The organism is Pseudoalteromonas sp. SR44-8, from assembly GCF_014163635.1.
Classification (GTDB): Bacteria; Pseudomonadota; Gammaproteobacteria; order Enterobacterales; family Alteromonadaceae; genus Pseudoalteromonas; species Pseudoalteromonas rhizosphaerae.
Genome location: NZ_JACJDS010000051.1, coordinates 1 through 15,987, shown reverse-complemented (window position 1 = coordinate 15,987; position 15,987 = coordinate 1). Strand labels below are relative to the sequence as shown.

Below are 15,987 nucleotides of genomic sequence, written 5' to 3'. Positions count from 1 at the left end.
AAGCTGGGCAATTGTGGTTGTTGGGACTAAAATTAAACAGTAACACGCTAATTGGAGGTATTGTCATGTGGCAGCCGAAGTTTAAGATATTGTTGATGGTCGGTGCACTTAGCATCTGTGGTGTTGCTCATGCGGGACTTGAAGAAGGGATCCGCGCAGCCAATGAAGGTCAATTTGAAGATGCACTTAGAGAGTTTAACTACCTTGCAGAAAAAGGCTTTGCACCAGGAATTTACGAGCTAGGGCAGCTATATGAAGGTGGCCACGGCGTAACGCGCGACTATCACAAAGCTGCTGAACTTTACCAGCAAGGCGTTAAAAAGAACCACGTCGACTCAATGTTTGCATTAGCTGTACTTTACCAAGAAGGTAAAGGCGTTAAACTTGATAAACAAATGTCAGTTTCACTCTTTAAGCAAGCCGCGGCAAAAAACTTACCTGCTGCTCAGTTTAACTTGGGTGTGATGTACGCCAACGGCGATGGCGTTGGGCAAGATTATAAAGAAGCTATTAAATGGTATGAAAAAGCCGCTGGTAATAATTATACGCTAGCACAGTTTAATATGGCGCTGATGTATTTCGAAGGCCATGGAGTCGAAAAAAACATCGAAAAATCATACATCTGGAACACTGTTGCTGAGTATAATGGTAATTTAGATGCCAGTCACAGTCGCAAGCTAGATGAGCGCAAGCTAATGCCTGCGCAAATTGCAGAAGCCAAAGAAAAAGCTGATGCATTGTATGAAAAAATCCAAGCTGGGCTGTATGCGGGCGAAGATCGGATGTTTTAACTGCCAGTTAAAACGCTATTGGATTGTACTTAACGCCAATTTATGGCCGCAAGTACAACCATTTAAGTATTTTAATCAATATCTTATTTTGCGCCAACAACAATCCTAATTTAGGATTAAAACCACCCGTTTTCAATGTGTTACGTGCATGGCTAAAGGTTAAAAAGCCTTCTATACCGTGATAGTTTCCCATCCCAGAAGGACCTAAGCCACCAAATGGCGCATCATCAGCAGTCACCTGCATTAAGGTGTCATTTATTGCGAAGGTACCACTTTGTGTTTGCTGTTGAATACCTTCATTGATTTGTTTATCTTGCCCCATTATGTACAAAGCTAACGGCTGAGGACGTTGATTTATGTATGCAATCGCCTGAGGTAAAGCTTGATAACTGACAATCGCAAGAATTGGTCCAAACAGTTCTTCTTGCATCAACTTCATATTGTCATTCACATCAGTCACAATGTGCAAACCAAGACGATGCTTATGTTCGTCGCTTTGGTTTTCATCTAACGGCTTAATTATCTGTGCGCCCTGTTGCTGTGCATCTGCCAATAAATCGGTTAAACGCTGAAAATGGTGGTGATTAATAACCGAGGTTAAATTTTTACCCTCGACACCTAAGTTATAATGTTTTTTATATAAGCTACAGAGACTTCTGACTAACTGATGCTGTAAGTTTTCCGGCACTAAAACATAATCGGGGGCAACACAAATTTGCCCTGCATTGGTCATTTTACCAAATAAAATAGCTTTAGCCGCCTTATCTATATCCGCTTGCGCGGTAATGATAACGGGCGATTTGCCACCTAACTCAAGAGTTACTGGGGTAAGGTTTTTACTCGCAGCGGCCATAACATGGCGCCCTACAGCTGTAGAGCCGGTAAAAAATAAGTGTGCGAATGGCAAATAGCTAAACTGTTGACTTAATTGCGCTTCACCTTCGATCACTGCGCAATGTTCGCTAAGCTCGCCGATAAATAGTTTTTTGATTACTTGATTGGTGTGCGGAGTAAATTCACTGACCTTTAATAATACCCGATTACCTGCGGCAATTGCGGTTATCACCGGCACGATTGATAATTGAATTGGGTAATTCCATGGAGAAATTATTCCCACCACTCCTTTGGGTTGATAGCTCACAGCAACTTTTGATGGCGCTAGGCTCAAACCCGCTTTTCGTGGTGAATTTTTTGCCCATTTAGGTAAATGCTTGATGGTGTGGCTGATCGTTTTGACCGTAGGCAGTATATCACCCAAAATCGTATCAAAAGCAGTGCGAAAGCCAAAGTCTTTCGAGCTTGCAGCTACCAATTCAGCCTCTAATGCCAACAGTTCACGTTTTAAAGATTTTAATAAACGGATCCGCTGTGATAATGCTAAATATGGCTGGGCATCAAAATGCAGCTGCATTTCATCAAATTGCGCTTTTAGCTCAGGGTTACATACAGTGCCAGTGTCAGACAAAAGCATACTCATAAACAAAATAAAGATTTAACCACTATAACTTTGTTTCTTAGCAGGGGCAATATAGAGCGCTATCAACAAACGAATAGCGCTCCGGTTGGGTAACTTTGAATTACTTAAAAATTAAATACCGATGCAGCAAGGGTCATAGTGACAAATGTGATCAGCGCAATTGCAACAATATTTAATGCAAAGCCGGCTTTGATCATATCCCGCATTTGAATTTGCCCAGAACCAAACACAATGGCATTAGGCGGGGTCGCTACAGGCATCATAAACGCACAACTACAGGCTATAGCCGCAGGAATAACCCAGACCAATGGCGAACCTGTGACTGACTCAGCGACAGGGCCAAGTAGTGGTAAAAATCCAGCTGCGGTTGCTGTATTACTGGTGATCTCAGTTAAGAAAGTGATTAAGGTTGCAATTGCTAATACACTCAATACTAATGGAATGGCGCTGACGCCTTCAATCATATGAGCTATGTATTCAGCCAAACCTGATGACTTTATTTGTGCCGCTAGGGTTAAGCCACCACCAAACAACAATAACACTCCCCAAGGAACTCCTGCCGCACTTTGCCAGTCAAGAATACGTTCATCACTGCCTTTATTAGCAGGCAAAACAAATAATAATAATGCTGCGGCAATGGCAATACCGGTATCCGATATTTTTAAACCAGAAAAATCAGCGATCAGAGGTCTAAATATCCAGCACACAGCTGCAAATAAAAACACACATAACACCCCTTTCTCAGCGCGTTGCATGGTGCCAAGACCTTTTAACTGCGAGCTAAATAGTGACTTGGTGTCGACTTTTTTAGATTTTTCATCCGTTTTATCAACTTTGTAAGCAAACTTGGTCAGCCACAACCAACAGATGATCAACATAGTCAGTGACAATGGCACACCCACCATCATCCATTGCGCAAAACCAATTTCAATTTTATAACTATCTGATAAATAAGCGGCCATCAATGCATTCGGTGGCGTACCAATTAATGTTGCAATGCCGCCAATGCTGGCACCATAAGCAATAGAAAGTAACAGTGCTTTACCAAAACCATTATTATTTGGATTAGATTTTTGCACTAAATGGGTGATAGACATAGCAATAGGTAACATCATCACTGCTGTTGCAGTATTTGACATCCACATTGATAAGAATGCCGTTACTAACATCATCGCTAATATCTGCAAACTCGGTTTTGAGCCCGCGTAGAGCATAGTACGTAAAGCAATGCGCTTGTGTAAGCCCCAACGTTCCATCGCAATGGAAATTAAAAAGCCACCTAAAAACAAAAATATTAAGGGGTGCGCATACGGTGCAGCGACACTTTTTATCGCAGCAATGTCAGCCAACGGAGAAAATACCAACGGCAATAGCGCCGTAGCTGGGATAGGAACTACTTCACTCACCCACCATGATGCCATCCAAAATGCTAATCCTGAAGTACGAAGAGCAGCGGTACTCATGCCAGCAGGAGGATCGATCAAACACGTAAGTAACATGACCGCAGGGCCCAATAACAGCAGCAAGATCTGTATCATTGGATTTTTTTCAGGTTTATCGTCTAAAGTTTGTGTGCTCATATTCAACCCCTTTAAAATTTATACTTTAAGCCAAGGGCTAAGCTACTATCCGTTTGCTGTTGCAAATCTAAGTCAGTATAGAATAAGTACGCGGTAGTTTGTTTATCAAATAAATAATCCACACCTGCAGTCCACTGGCTGCCCTTAGTACTTTGGCGAATAGTTGAGTCATCACTGGCAAATTGTAGTTTTGGCTGCCATTTGTCAATGGTATAACTGGCACTCAACACATAGCCGTTTCCTGATTTAGTACCATCTACTGACTCACTGTGCTGGTAAATAGCACCTAGTTGTAAATCATTTTTTTGCCACGCGCCAACGATGCGACTGGCGTTGATATTATTGAGTGAATCAATATGGCTGATCGCCACATAATAATTTTTATTTTTTAAACCACGGTCACCATAAATTAACGTAGCGGCATAACCGGCTTCATTATTGGCACTGTCATCCTTCAAAGCATAGGTAAGTGATAGCTGAGCACCCGCATATGATTTTGAACTATACGTTATGGTATCACCAAGGCGATCTTGACCCGGTAGTAATTGAGCAATATCGGCTTGAGTTTCATTGAAGTTATCAACTTTACCTTCTGAATACTTAAAGCGTGTATCGTTTCGACCAACTACAACTTCACCAAAATTTCCCGCTAAACCTAAATATGTATTACGGGCACTAAATGGCTCATCGGTATCATCGTGCTCAAAGCCCTTTACTTGCACTTCGTATTTAAATACCGCTTTTAACGAGTCAGTGAGTACATGTTGCCCTTTCACACCAATGCGTGAAAAAGGCGCATCGATTTGCGTTCCTTTTTTAGCATAGCGCATTACACCGTTGTCAGTATTAGCAATTTGTACTTCTGCTTTACCATAAATGTCATACTCTGCAGCATGAACACTTTGTCCAAAGCAAGCTGCTGCAAAACTCGTTGCTACAAAAACAGGGGTTAGCTTTTTGTCTATTATTATCATTGTGTGCCCTTATTGTTAGGATCATTTGTTGTTCCCGCTAATAAAGGCAAGTTTACTGCCAACTGCTTATAAAAAAGTAAAGTTTAATATATTCAGATAGTTAAATTTAAAATTAAATTATACTTACAATAAAGTGTGCGGGATCCCACACACTATCAAAGCGTCTGTGTCACTGTTTCCACCCATCAAATTAAGCTGAGCAGGTAAATCACTTAAGCACAGCTCTGGTTAATCAATAAACATGTCACGATTGAGGCCATATTTACTCATTTTGTCATACAAGGTTTTACGAGCAATCTGTAAGGTATTCATAGTTTCTTTAATACTACCTTGGTGGCGCTCAAGGGCTTCTTCGATTAAAGATTGCTCATAAAAGCACACTTTTTCCGCCAAACTCAGATCGGGCGATAACTCACTGCCATTATTATTTTCGGTATTGGCGAACGCTAATTCAGCACCCAGCAGCACCGCTCGTTCAGCTTGGTTTCTAAGCTCTCTGACATTACCTGGCCACTGGTAACTAAGTAAACGCTGTAATATATCGCTACTTAGAGGAGCCGGAGGTTTATGAAAACGAGTCGCGGCAATAGAGCTAAAATGTTTGAATAATAAAGGAATATCAGCTTTCCTATCACGCAATGCCGGAATACTTACCCTCACTAAATTGAGTCGATAATATAAGTCAGCTCTGAAGTCCCCTTTTTCGACCAAGGATAATAAATCAACTTTGGTTGCCGCAACGATACGTATGTCTAAGTCAACCGCGGTATTAGCGCCGACGGGGGTCACTTTTCGCTCTTCTAAAACGCGAAGTAACTTTACTTGTAATGATGCCGGTGTGCTTTCTATCTCATCTAAAAACACCGTACCACCTTGAGCAAACTCAAACTTACCTTGGCGACTGTGTGTTGCCCCTGTAAACGCGCCACTGGCCGCACCAAATAGTTCACTTTCAATCAGTTGCTCTGGTATGGCACCACAGTTAATTGCCACAAAATTACAGTTTGAACGACTGCTTTGATCGTGTAAAAAGCGTGCAACTAACTCTTTACCGGTGCCAGTTTCACCTTCAATCATCACATCTGCGGGAGTGTCGATCACCGCATTGAGCAGATGCATCATTTGCTGCATTTGCACGGTTTCCCCTAAGATCCGCACACCTGGGGCTGACGTTTTTTCTACCGCTAATTTTAAAGCACGGTTTTCCATTACCAAGGCACGCTTATCGCACGCTCTGGCAATGCAATCTAATAACTGCTCAGTGAGAGGTTTTTCAAATAAGTCGTAAGCCCCTAATTGCATTGCTTTAACAGCCACTGATACATCAGCAAATCCAGTCAGAAAGATCACCGGTAATTCGCTATCAAATGCTTGAACTTGTTCTAAAAAAGCCAGTCCATCCATTTTCGGCATATTAATATCACTGAGCACCACCCCGTTAAAACGACGATTAAGTTTTGATAAAGCACTCATTGGATCGCTAAAACACTGTACTTGATAGCCTTCGAGTGTCAGCAATTGGTCAAGTGAATCGCGGATCATCGCTTCGTCATCAATAACAATGACCTGTTTACAATCAGTTGCTAACGTATTCATAACGCTCCTTTAGTACTTGCTAAGGTAATAATGAATTGAGCACCACCGCCAGGGCGATTATGCGCACTTAAACAGCCATTAAATGAATTAATAATTTGCTTAGAAATAGATAGCCCTAAGCCAAGGCCATTAGTTGATTTAGTGCTATAAAAAGGCTCAAAAATAGTCCCAAGCGCATGTAACTCGATACCAGGCCCAGTATCCAAAATAGACAGCTTAACGCGGTCGTCAAACTGCTCTATCTCAAAACTCAGCTCTCGCACTGTGCTGTCAGCCATTGCTTGGCTGGCATTGGTGATCACATTCACTAATACTTGCTCAAATTTAATGCCATCAACCCATACTTTTACAGTGTCAGCAATATCAGCGGCGTTAACGTTGACATCATCCTGCTTTAATTGCGCGGAGGCGATCACCATGGCATTTTTAAGTAGCTGGCTTAAGCTTTGCTCCCTTAACTGTGTTTGTGCTGGTTTGCTAAAGTGCTTTAATTGTCCAACAATTTTATGTACTCGTTCGATCAGCGATTGCACAATAACAATATTTTCAGCGGCCTTTGCAATATCACCTTTGGCAATCAAGCGCTTAGCACTAACCAAATACGTACTCATAGCACTCAAGGGTTGGTTAATCTCATGATTGATACCAGCACTAAGTTGACCTATGGTGGCCAATTTGGCTGTTTGCACCAGCGCTGTTTGTGCTTTTTCGAGTGCATGGGTGCGCTCTATAACTTCTTGCTCAAGGCTATGACGAGAAAAAAGTAATTTTTTATAGCCGGCAAAACGTGCCATTAAACTGTAAAAAAGCATTAACCCCCCAGCATAAATCACACTCAACCAAAACAATCGTCCTAGTTGATTAATATTCACCGACGATATATCAACAAGCACAGTTATTTTTGCATTAAGTCGCTCAATCGGCGCACTTGCAGGCACATATTTACTGCGTTTATTCGCATCATTAACGTATAACAGGGGCATCCCTTGGCTAGTAATGTGCTCAGCAGTGATAACTTTTGGTACATACTCTAGGTAGCGTCGGCTTGTCGTAAAGTGTTGATAGTCTGCTGCTGTGAGGCTATGCAACGAATTGAGTCGCCATGATGGGCTATCGGACATAGCAATAATATTATCGTCTAAGCTTAAATAAAAATGGCTAGCGTGGGACGCATTCAGTAATTGTCGATCAGTTTCAAACTTAGATACATTCACTTTTAAGGTGACCACACCTATTACTTGGCCATCGCGATAAATCGGTTCAGAAAAATAAATGCCACGCTCTTTAGATCGTAAACCAAGAGCAAAATAGGCAATTTTGTTACCCGCCAATGCCTGAGAAAAATACGGACGAAATGCAAAGTTATTACCGATATAACTGTAATCAAGTTGCCAATTGCTCGATGCAATAACATCCCCTTCACGATTAAGTACATAGACGTCTGATGCACCACTGGCTTGTTGGATATCAGCCAAGTAATTATTAATAGGCTGCACGGGCTGATCAGTATCACTGAGAAATGCAGTGAGTAACTGGTTATCAGTAACTAAATGAGGAATAGTTGCAAAACGAGAGAGTTCGGTATCAAGATAATTACGCAATTGACCCACTTGGAGTTCAGCTTGCTGCTTTGCTTGACTTAAATCATAGTGTCGGCCAAATAGAAAACTAAGCAACAATACACTGATTAAAATGGCAACAGCGATTAATATTTTTCGGGGAAAACGCAGCATGTTCAACCAAAGGGCACACCTGAGCGTCCCTAAAACTTAAAATTTGATTTGATAGTGTAACGAGTATTCACTGCCGACACCAGCAACAGCACCATCTGTGACTCTTGGATCGTACACACGGTAGTGCTTATCTAAGAGATTATGGGCTTTAAAACTAATTTCACTGCGTGCAGAAAATTGCCAACTCACAGCCCCGCCGAGCAAAAAGTAAGCCGGTTGAGTAAAGTCGCTTGTCATTGTCGGGCCACTGACAGCATCGCGCCAAACACTATTGAGGCTCAGCACCCATTGCTGATGATGATAATTAGCAATCACACTAGCAAAGCGCTTAAACGTTGGCTTAATTGGCGTATCAAAATACTCGCTGTAGGTCGCTTCCACTGATAAATCACTAGTAATGTGGATCATGCTATCTAATTCAACACCACGATTAATGTCATCTAATTGATTTTCAAAGGTAAACTGATTATTGGCAGCTGAATTTGGCACTAGATTAATAAAATCAACAAGTTGATTATAAAAAAGCACCGAATTAATATGCCAATCTTGTCCCTCGTAGCGCCAAACAAGCTCTGTGGTTTTAACATATTCAGACTTTAAGTTTGGATTGCCCTTAGTCACATCATCATCTGAATACAATTCATTCGTCACAGGAGTGCGAAACGATTCACCGTATTGTAATTTAAAAGTATGCGCGCGAGTTGGTGAGTAGATTGCGGAAATGCGAGGCGATAATTTACTGTCTATCGCTTTAACATCATCATAACGTGCCCCTAAAAATAAGGTCAATTGCTCAGCAAAAGGCACTTTGATTTGCCCATAAATACTTCGGGTTTCAAAGGTAGATTGCAAACTCTGAAATGGCGCATAATTACTGATTGTAACAATCCCCCCTTGATAAAACGGATCTTCAACAATAATTTCACCGCTGTTAATATCAAAATAATTAACACGTAAGTCCGCTTTATGTTGCTCTGCGTGGCTATATTGCAAGCCTGAATTAATTGACCAACCATTATTAAATTGCTGACTGGCCTCTACACTGACTGTTAAATCCGTCGTATGCCAATCAGGACCAATAAAAAAATCATAACTGGCATTGGGTAAGGCTACTGCAGGTGCGATTAATCCAGCACTTTGTATTTGATGATGTGCATACGCTATTTTTGTAGCCAAAGTACGTGTATCAGTTTCAAGCCAATCATAACCTACAGATAGGAAAGTATTCTCACTACGATGTTGATTACTGTCAGAATAACCACCAAGGTTTAAAAACTCATTCAGTTCAACCTGATTATAACGCGCTCTCAAAGCCAGTTTATTGATATCGACACCCGCTTCAAAGTAAACTGATTGCAGTGGATCGTTTACCCCTTGTGGATAACGCTTACCACTTTTCTGGTTATACGCGCCATTAGCAAATAGATGTGTTTGCTGATTAACTTGATGACTAACCGAGAATGCAGCGCCGGTTTGACCTACATTTCCCACAGCCAGCGACATTTCATTATTTTGGCTTTTAGTCACTATATTCATCACCCCTAAGAATGCATTACTGCCATATAAAGCAGACCCAGGGCCACGTATGAACTCAACTTTATCAATAATTTCTATAGGTATATAAGGGATATAAACTGACGCTTTGCCAAATGATGACTCATTTAAACGTTCACCATTGATCATCACTAAGATATTGCCGCTATCAAGGTAAACACCTCTTGCGTGATCTTTTGGTACAGCGCCTACCCAATCACCACGAGTAGATTGCATACCAGGAACAAAATTCATCAATTCAAACGCATTATTCACCCCAAGCGAGGCTATTTTTTGGCGATTAAAAACTGTGATGGTTGAAGGTGCTGAAGCGAGAGTTTCTAAGGTTTTTGAGGCAATATCGACATGAACGTCAAGTAAATCCTCAAAGCTAAGCGCAAATAAATCCTCAGCCTCGCTCGCCAATAAGGGAGTTGTATAAACACACAAAAAAAGACATGCTGTTTGCTTCAAAATCATTACGCCGCTTTACACCTATATTTTTCATTGGAGTTAGCACATCATAAGTAACGTGCTATTTACAATATTAATACAAATACGCGACGGCGTGAGAGTTTTTCTCTATTAATTTATAAATTTAGGCTACAGCTGAAATCTGCTTAGCTTTTAGGTATTTATATAAACCAATTAATGAGGCTGCGATCCAAAATATTTCAATCACAAAACTTGCTAAATTAAAGTTATAACAAAGACTTATAAGCAACAAAATAGCGCCAGATAAATTCATCATGTTATATAAAAGCCCTGTTGGCGTGGCTTTACCCAGTTGTAGCATAAAAAACGCGCCAACCACTAAAAACGTACCTGTCATACCAACAATATCAAATAAAAGTGCAATCACGGGTGTCCCCTATCCTTTTTAATCATACCCAACAAACTGGCCCATTCCATGGGGAGGGTTGTTTTCAATCATTGAAACAGCAAACCGGGTAAGTTTAGCAGCCTCGCCAAAAGCGCACAGGATAAATGTCCGTATTTGAACTGAATAACCCCATATTTATCAGAGACTCTTGAACTTTAATTCAAATAATTGTGCTATTCATAACGAATCGACTCTAGCAAACGCTCTATTATAGGTAAGCAGTGTGTTTTATCTTTTTCCATAAAGGTAAACGTTAAACCCATGAAATATTTATCAAATTTTAAAGCGTATACCAAGTAAGAAGTGACTTCAGTTTCGCCCTTCCAAACGCCTTGCATCAATTGTTCTTTAACAATGCCAATAGGGAGGTTTCGTTCATTTTCAACTCCAACCCGTTTATACCATGGCATATGTTTTATTAATGCTTCATACCTACCTGACGCAAATGAGTCTAAAGTATTTTCGTCACTTAGATACACTGTACCGGCACACTCCAAACCTTCATCATGGGTGATTAATGATAAGCGTTGTTCACTCTCATTTAGCCAAGCATCATTAAGCGATAGAGTTAGTCGAGTTAAGCCAGGGTAAGTGACTGTATTTAATGCCTGCTCTTTTTGTTGAAGCTCTTTTTTAATGCCCTTTTCTTTCGGTAACTGTTCTGGTAGGTCAAAAAAACCATAAGGAAAATATTTACCAAAATGAGTGTTTTTTAGGCTTATACCACGCATTTTTGCGACAGCAGCGGCTTCTACTGCCCAGTACCCAAAATAACCTATATGATAATCATCATTGTGGCTATTGTACCAATGTAAGCCTTTATAACGGATGTACCATTTTTTAGAATACTTTTTAAGTTCTTCTAAAAATTCACAATCGTCACTAATATTTGAGATAGCCAAAAGTTGACCGAATAAATTATTAACGCGCACATCTTGGCCTAGCTGTACATTGTTTGAACGATAACTCAACAATTTTGCCAATATATGGCCATTACTGCCGCTAACTTGCCATTTTTCAGCCAATAATGCCCACGCTTTATCACTAACATCGACCAAAATAGCCAATGAAATAAGTTTGACTAAGGTATATACACTATGTGGATAGCTACTCCACTCATTGTCTGTTTTAAGATAGTAAGTGATAGTCCGCTCTACTGTTTCTCTTATTGTGTCAATACTATGACCGAGTGAAAACTGACAGATTGATAATTCTATCCCACGGTTTATTAAACTATTTGATATTCTTTTCAATTGTTCATATTCAAGCTGTTGCGATCCAAGCATTTTCGATTCAATAACACTTTTATCATACGCTAACATGCTCATTCTATTCGCATAGAATTGTTTTAATTTTCCTTCACGATTTGGGTAATCCCGCATACATTAGCCACCATTAATTTGAGTCACTCTGGCAGCCTTACCACGAGCTATTCGTGGTCTGCCACCACTAACATGAACAATTTTTGAATAAGTAATTGTTCCATTTTCAGTTGTTCTAGCCAACACAGGATATAGTTGGCTTTTATTGTTTTTCGGAGGATTACTATTTTTTTAAAGTGTTTATGTAAATACGTTAGGTTAATCACAAAAACTTATTCTTAAGTTGAATGTCTAAATCTCTGAGGTAATCTAATCCAAAGTTATCCTTAGAAAAATTAGTAACTAATTCATACGGAAGAGCTTTATCAACACCATCATAACAACTTGCTATTTCGCAACTGATTGAAGCGACACTATCAAAATACCATTTTATAAAAAGCTATAACTATGATAAAAAAGAATATTATAATTTAAAATGGAAGACCTTAAGCTTAAATAAATAATTTAAGATCTTCCTGACACTCTAGATTTTTATTAAATCAATAAACACCACAGCATATTTTAAATTGAAATCATTCAAGATCGAAGAGTTTCATAATTGCACTATATTCATCTTTATTCATAAAGTGCTTTGCCGAATATTTTGAACCAAGAATTGATATATGTCCGCCATCAAGGCTGTATGGTAAAGTAAGATTATTAATTTCGAAGGTGTTTTCTTTATTATAAAGCAACTCTCTACTTATAAAGTGAATATTAGTATAATTACTAGAAAACTCTTTTAAATACAAGTTAGCCTTCGCCATAAATACATCATTACTAATTATTTTATTAATATCAAAAGGATGTTTAAAATAAACACTCCTGTAAAAAAAGTTCAACGGGTTTTGCGTGTAACTATGTGGTGCTGCTATAATAAATACATTGATCTTCATCTTAGCCGCTTGTTTTATTACAATTTCAAAATCATCAAGTTGCTTTTTAGATAAAGCACTCCATTGACCTGCAAATATTATGTTTTTATATTTATGCATATTAACTTTTAAGTACCCCCTATTAATTAAGCATTGTTTATATGCAAGATGCGATTTTGGGCCAGTAAAATTATCCGTAAAAGATGCAATACACCAGTTGGTGGTTATAGATTGGAAAGATTTATGATTAGCTTTAAATATCTCATCAAAGAAAGGTTCCGAATGACCAGCAAAAGAGTCTCCAAATAATAATGTAGCTGATTTGTTTAACTTCTCCCCCAAATAACAATCGGTGCCAATTTTCTGATCTACATTTTCCTGACCATCATTGAAGGAATAAAAGCAGTATCCATTACTTCTTAATGGCATTATCAATTGATTAGATATTTGTTGAAGTTCGAGATTTAGGTTAAATCTTTTATCTACTCCTTTTGATATAAAAACATAACTCCCTAAAAAACCAATGAATAATACAAGATAAATAGGTTTGCATTTCCAATATTGAAGCAGGCCTCGAAAATCATTTCTAAACCTAATTTTTTCAATATATTTATTACTCAAATAACCAAGTAATACTGATACTGCAATACCAATGTAAATGAACTTATCATTTAACGAAAAATAGTAAATTGCGACAACTAAAGGCCAGTGCCATAGATAAATAGAGTATGACCAAGCGCCTAATTTCTGGAATACTATATTACTTGTAATAAGGCTATCGTTATGTTGTGCTTGGATAATGAGGAACGAGCCCAAAACAGGGAATATTGCAAGATATCCAGGCCAAGGGTTTTCTTTTGATATAAAAAAATATGAACAAACAATTAGAGTTAAACCAAACCACTCTACTAATTTTTTTCTTTTATCTTGTAATGTAAAAGGGAAAAGATAAGCAACGCCACCAATCATCATTTCCCAAGCTCTGGTAGGTAATAGATAATATGAAGAGTCTGGCCACTTATAGGTAGCGATAACACAAAAAACAAAGCCCAATAATGTTCCAAAGAGAACAGCTGCTTTCATCACCTTAACAGACATAAACTTTCGAATAGCAACGAGCATTAATGGATAGATTATATAGAATTGCCATTCAGCGGATAATGACCAAGTATGCAATAGCCATTTTTCGTGTGAAGCCGCATCAAAATACCCTGACTCTCTCCAATAAACAACATTAGATAAAAAGCTCATACTGCTGCCAATATGTTTGCCCAGAGTTTTGTAATCAAATGGTGTAAGATAAAACCAACCGAAAACAAGCAAGACTAAGCAAAGCATAGCTAACGCAGGAATGATCCTATTTGCTCTTGCAACGTAAAACCTTAAAATAGAAAAGTTTTCTTGTTCTATTCCTCTGAATATTATTCCAGTCATTAAAAAACCAGAGATAACAAAAAACACGTCAACCCCCGCAAAACCGCCGGGCATCCAAGAGGCATTAAAGTGAAATAGCACAACAGCTATAACTGCAATAGCTCTAAGTCCATTTATATCTTTTCTGAATTGCAAAACACAGTACTCAACAAATTATAATACAGGGGCGGCATTTTATACTAATAGCAAGGCAAGGCAAAGCTAGGCTAGGCTAGGCTAGGCAATAATTATTTTTCAAATGTAAGAAAGCAAAAAACCGCCCATCAAAGGCGGTTTTTCATAATATGGTAGTGTTCTACAGATTTAAGCTCGTTCAAGTTAAAAAGTTTTAATGGTACCAGTGGACGTACTCGAACCATCAATCCCGAAGAAACCAGATTTTGAATCTAGCGTGTCTACCAATTCCACCACACTGGCATTAAAACTATACAACTATATACAACATTTAAAAAGATATTACTCACCAATTAAACAGCTGAATTAAAGGATAATATGTCCCATAAAGTATAGATACAATCAATTTTGAATAGAGGAGCTTTACATTGACTACAAAAAATATCGACCGTTTTAGTAGGGCCTTTTTTATTCGGTTTTGCCATTATTTTGTTACTTTTACTACAAACACGCGAATAGATTAACAGCTTATGGCCAAAGTCCAAAGATTAAGCCCATTAAAGTAAACTGTAAAATATGGTAACCGCTACTGATTAAAAACAGGGAACAAGCAAGGTCAGGTTTTGCATCTTGCCTTTTACTATAAAGGTCAAAAAGAAAGACCAGACCGAACTCTCCCCTAACTTTGCCATTAGGTATAACCCGACAATCAAAAATATTATCAACGCAAGTTGGCTAAAAAAAACCAAGTTATTGCGATTAAAACGGTTTCACATAAACTCGAAAGAGCGTTTTACCACGTGCTTAAATATAATGTCCTCCTTGATGAACACAAGGCTTTTTCTTAGCGACTATGAAATGAATTAGGTTAACATGTTGAGTTAATAGTGGGTTGGTAAAACCATCAGATCTGACTGAGCCTTTACGTTAACCGCTCATATTTAAATGTTGGGTATGCTCACTGTCTAAGCCACAAAGGGTTGGTTATGTGTAGACATAAGCCACAGATTTGTTATTGCGCAGTGCGTATGCGCTGCCAAAAACTGTACAGGCATTGGCACTAAACGATGACTGAGGCGAAAGCCAAGGGCCTACTTAATCATCAATGATGCTTAATTAAACTGCCTAAATTTATATGGCGTTCTTTATTCAAGCCACAGTGCATATTCACACCAATCAACGCCATGACTGGATGCATCGTCATATTTAAAGTGAGTTTAAAAAATAACAACACTTGGTTTTTTGAATAAAAAATCAAGAAAACACAGCTGCCTGCTTGACCGGAACTTTCTAATGGGTGACCTCTTTGCTGTAAATTATCAATCATTTTTTATAACTAACTTGGTGATATATTTCTTGTCGTTATCATGGATATAATGCTTTTCAACATAACCTCCATCAAAAATAACCTTATCGTTATATCTCCGATTTGCAAAAAAATATGGCTCAGTTTGATAGTTATTATACTTAAAAAACACTCCTGAAACTGAAAAGTGCTGCGTTCGACTTGCTCCTTCTTTTTCTACTAAATTTTCAATTTCACCTGTTACAACTCTCTGCTCATGCGACTTTATTTTAGCTATATATTCCATTCTCGAATATATAGAAACTATAGAAACTATAGAAACTATAGAAA

General features: G+C 38.7%; 11 protein-coding genes, 1 tRNA gene and 1 pseudogene. 1 reads left to right on the top strand and 12 read right to left on the bottom strand.

The features are described 5' to 3' along the window. Positions 1 to 65: 65 nt before the first annotated feature. Positions 66 to 791 (top strand): tetratricopeptide repeat protein, encoded by a 726-nt coding sequence (locus tag H5183_RS19660; protein WP_182732497.1) that lies wholly within the window; start codon positions 66 to 68, stop codon positions 789 to 791. Between the two features lie 40 nt (positions 792 to 831). On the opposite strand, the gene H5183_RS19655 is transcribed toward H5183_RS19660, so the two are convergent. The 12 genes and pseudogenes from H5183_RS19655 to H5183_RS19600 all read right to left on the bottom strand — a co-directional run. Next, positions 832 to 2,262, bottom strand: a complete 1,431-nt coding sequence (locus tag H5183_RS19655) for a coniferyl aldehyde dehydrogenase (RefSeq protein ID WP_259397433.1) — start codon at positions 2,260 to 2,262, stop codon at positions 832 to 834. Positions 2,263 to 2,372: 110 nt separating this feature from the next. Continuing rightward, a complete protein-coding gene (locus H5183_RS19650) occupies positions 2,373 to 3,848 on the bottom strand; it encodes a DASS family sodium-coupled anion symporter (RefSeq protein ID WP_145236148.1) in 1,476 nt (491 codons plus the stop codon). Between the two features lie 11 nt (positions 3,849 to 3,859). Then, positions 3,860 to 4,822: a porin gene (locus H5183_RS19645; protein ID WP_145236151.1), complete on the bottom strand. Its 963-nt coding sequence runs from the start codon at positions 4,820 to 4,822 to the stop codon at positions 3,860 to 3,862. Positions 4,823 to 5,050: 228 nt separating this feature from the next. Beyond that, positions 5,051 to 6,418 carry a sigma-54 dependent transcriptional regulator gene (locus H5183_RS19640; protein ID WP_145236154.1) on the bottom strand — a complete coding sequence of 456 codons (1,368 nt, stop codon included), beginning with the start codon at positions 6,416 to 6,418 and terminating at the stop codon, positions 5,051 to 5,053. Next, the gene (locus H5183_RS19635; RefSeq protein WP_145236157.1) at positions 6,415 to 8,151 is read right to left on the bottom strand and encodes a cache domain-containing protein; all 1,737 of its coding nucleotides are present in this window, start codon (positions 8,149 to 8,151) and stop codon (positions 6,415 to 6,417) included. The genes H5183_RS19640 and H5183_RS19635 overlap by 4 nt, the downstream gene beginning before the upstream one ends. 36 nt (positions 8,152 to 8,187) lie before the next feature. After that, the gene (locus H5183_RS19630; RefSeq protein WP_182732495.1) at positions 8,188 to 10,164 is read right to left on the bottom strand and encodes a TonB-dependent receptor; all 1,977 of its coding nucleotides are present in this window, start codon (positions 10,162 to 10,164) and stop codon (positions 8,188 to 8,190) included. A 118-nt stretch (positions 10,165 to 10,282) separates the two neighbouring features. After that, entirely contained in the window at positions 10,283 to 10,546 is a 264-nt protein-coding gene (locus tag H5183_RS19625; protein ID WP_145236163.1) for a CBU_0592 family membrane protein, read from the bottom strand. A gap of 194 nt (positions 10,547 to 10,740) precedes the next feature. Then, positions 10,741 to 11,949, bottom strand: coding sequence for a PoNe immunity protein domain-containing protein (locus H5183_RS19620; RefSeq protein ID WP_182732494.1), 1,209 nt, complete (start codon positions 11,947 to 11,949; stop codon positions 10,741 to 10,743). A gap of 512 nt (positions 11,950 to 12,461) precedes the next feature. Continuing rightward, positions 12,462 to 14,372 (bottom strand): acyltransferase family protein, encoded by a 1,911-nt coding sequence (locus H5183_RS19615; protein ID WP_182732493.1) that lies wholly within the window; start codon positions 14,370 to 14,372, stop codon positions 12,462 to 12,464. A 197-nt stretch (positions 14,373 to 14,569) separates the two neighbouring features. After that, positions 14,570 to 14,654 (bottom strand) — tRNA-Leu (locus H5183_RS19610). 799 nt (positions 14,655 to 15,453) lie between these two features. After that, positions 15,454 to 15,678, bottom strand: coding sequence for a hypothetical protein (locus H5183_RS19605; protein ID WP_182732492.1), 225 nt, complete (start codon positions 15,676 to 15,678; stop codon positions 15,454 to 15,456). Further along, positions 15,671 to 15,987: pseudogene (locus H5183_RS19600) on the bottom strand (hypothetical protein); the annotation flags it as partial. The pseudogene H5183_RS19600 and the gene H5183_RS19605, both read right to left, overlap by 8 nt.

Bases quoted from the DNA above. Each gene is read 5' to 3' on its own strand.
- H5183_RS19660 (WP_182732497.1), top strand. From the start codon at position 66: ATGTGGCAGCCGAAGTTTAAGATATTGTTGATGGTCGGTGCACTTAGC.
- H5183_RS19655 (WP_259397433.1), bottom strand. From the start codon at position 2,262: ATGCTTTTGTCTGACACTGGCACTGTATGTAACCCTGAGCTAAAAGCG.
- H5183_RS19650 (WP_145236148.1), bottom strand. From the start codon at position 3,848: ATGAGCACACAAACTTTAGACGATAAACCTGAAAAAAATCCAATGATA.
- H5183_RS19645 (WP_145236151.1), bottom strand. From the start codon at position 4,822: ATGATAATAATAGACAAAAAGCTAACCCCTGTTTTTGTAGCAACGAGT.
- H5183_RS19640 (WP_145236154.1), bottom strand. From the start codon at position 6,418: ATGAATACGTTAGCAACTGATTGTAAACAGGTCATTGTTATTGATGAC.
- H5183_RS19635 (WP_145236157.1), bottom strand. From the start codon at position 8,151: ATGCTGCGTTTTCCCCGAAAAATATTAATCGCTGTTGCCATTTTAATC.
- H5183_RS19630 (WP_182732495.1), bottom strand. From the start codon at position 10,164: ATGATTTTGAAGCAAACAGCATGTCTTTTTTTGTGTGTTTATACAACT.
- H5183_RS19620 (WP_182732494.1), bottom strand. From the start codon at position 11,949: ATGCGGGATTACCCAAATCGTGAAGGAAAATTAAAACAATTCTATGCG.
- H5183_RS19605 (WP_182732492.1), bottom strand. From the start codon at position 15,678: ATGATTGATAATTTACAGCAAAGAGGTCACCCATTAGAAAGTTCCGGT.